Source organism: Anaerovibrio sp. (assembly GCF_051866355.1).
In the GTDB taxonomy this organism is placed as follows: Bacteria; Bacillota; Negativicutes; order Selenomonadales; family Selenomonadaceae; genus Anaerovibrio.
The window spans coordinates 5,870-7,503 of record NZ_JBJDWZ010000165.1; the positions used below are offsets into that span (position 1 = coordinate 5,870).

Below are 1,634 nucleotides of genomic sequence, written 5' to 3' on the forward strand. Positions count from 1 at the left end.
TCACATGGTTCGTTAGCTCAGTTGGTAGAGCACACGACTTTTAATCGTGATGTCCTGGGTTCGATTCCCAGACGAGCCACCATAAATATGTAAAAGGAGAATGATTATGATTAATGCAAATGATTCTGTGAAGTTAACTGGTTCCGTGTCCAGCACCGGTACTGGTTCGTTTACCGTGTCCGTATCAGAGTTCTTCGTTGATGGGGCGTGGCATAAGCTGGAGACTCCTCGTGAGATTGAGATTAGTACCAGTGATTACACGAATGACTTTACGTCCCTGGAGCTCAAGTATATCAAGGAGAAAGCTGAGGCTGACAGTAAATCCTCCACGCTCTGCGAGGATGACCTTGAGATTGTAAACTCCATCGTGAAGAAGTTTTCTTCTGCGGTTGCTGATGTATGAGCATGGAAGAAAAGAATCGCAAGCCTCGCCATGTAAAGAAGGGCAGGGACTTGCGAAGACATGTTAAGGACAGGGATGATTACAGGGCTGCAAGAAAGGAAATGTTTGAGCATAGGACACGATGAAAGACTTAATTACGACGATAGACAATAGGGAAGCCGTGACTTCCAGTCGTGTCGTAGCTACAGCTTTCGGTAAGAGGCATGATAAACTGGTTGCTGAGATACGTCGTATGTACGGTGATTATATCTCAGAAGGGTATGTCCAAAATGGTGGACACCCCATCTGGTTCTATGAACACACATATATCCATCCGCAGAACAAACAGAGGTACACGGAATATCTCATGAACCGCGATGGGTTTGCCATACTGGTAATGGGGTTCACCGGAACCAAGGCACTCGAATGGAAAATGAAATTCCTTAATCAGTTTAATGCTATGGAGGCTGTTATAAGACAGCATAGCCTTGAGGGAAAGCTACAGGAATCTATTGATGCCATAGCTGACCTGCGGAAGCAATTAAGAGAATCGGGGATACTTAAGGAGTACATTGCTCCTCATCATTTCTTTGACCATCTTACTGCTCGCTGGAAAGAAGCTACGCATCGTGAGCGCATCAGGGATTTTTATGATGAGATAGGTTCCTATGCTGGCGTAGATGTTCCTTACAGCAATATGATAAACATAACGGTAAAGGAATGGCTATTGAACCACGTTGGGCTCAGTACCATCGAGGAGCTTGTGATTGGACTTGAGACACATACGATTACGTACTCCATCAGAGGTAAGCCTGTGTCAAAGCATGGTGTGTTCGGTAATAGAACTGAATGGACAAAGGTAGTTAATGAGTTCGGCGGTCGATGTGCTTATTGTGGGGCTGAGGAAACGCCATTGATTGCCGAACATATCATTCCTCAATCCGTGCTGTCCATTAACCATCCTGAAGCAGTTGATATGATAGGTAACATTGTTCCTGCCTGTCAGAGCTGTAATCGATAGAAATACACGACTGACTTTGAGAAATGGTATCCTGGGCAACCATTTTACTCAAATGCACGGCACAAAAAGATAATAGAACACATGGAGAAATATGAGGTGAAGTGAATTGGCAGAGAACATCATGAAAGAAATCTTTGGCAACAAACTTCGCAGGGATGCAGAAGTCGGCTCCATGAAAGACAAATGCGCCCATGATTTTAAGTTGTTTTGCGAATATTACCTGGCTGACAG

2 protein-coding genes and 1 tRNA gene are annotated in these 1,634 nt (G+C 44.4%); all 3 read left to right on the top strand.

Annotated elements, in window-relative coordinates; all coding sequences use genetic code 11:
• Positions 1-6 precede the first annotated feature (6 nt).
• The 3 genes from ACI3UA_RS08610 (at position 7) to ACI3UA_RS08620 (ending at position 1,403) form a co-directional block, all read left to right on the top strand.
• Positions 7-82 (top strand) — tRNA-Lys (locus ACI3UA_RS08610).
• A gap of 24 nt (positions 83-106) precedes the next feature.
• Complete coding sequence (locus ACI3UA_RS08615) at positions 107-403, top strand: hypothetical protein (RefSeq protein ID WP_439724407.1); 297 nt, start codon at positions 107-109, stop codon at positions 401-403.
• A 121-nt stretch (positions 404-524) separates the two neighbouring features.
• Positions 525-1,403, top strand: coding sequence for a Rha family transcriptional regulator (locus ACI3UA_RS08620; protein ID WP_439724408.1), 879 nt, complete (start codon positions 525-527; stop codon positions 1,401-1,403).
• Positions 1,404-1,634 lie beyond the last annotated feature (231 nt).

Excerpts from the sequence above, each read along its gene's own strand:
- ACI3UA_RS08615 (WP_439724407.1), top strand. The coding sequence starts at position 107 with ATGATTAATGCAAATGATTCTGTGAAGTTAACTGGTTCCGTGTCCAGC.
- ACI3UA_RS08620 (WP_439724408.1), top strand. The coding sequence starts at position 525 with ATGAAAGACTTAATTACGACGATAGACAATAGGGAAGCCGTGACTTCC.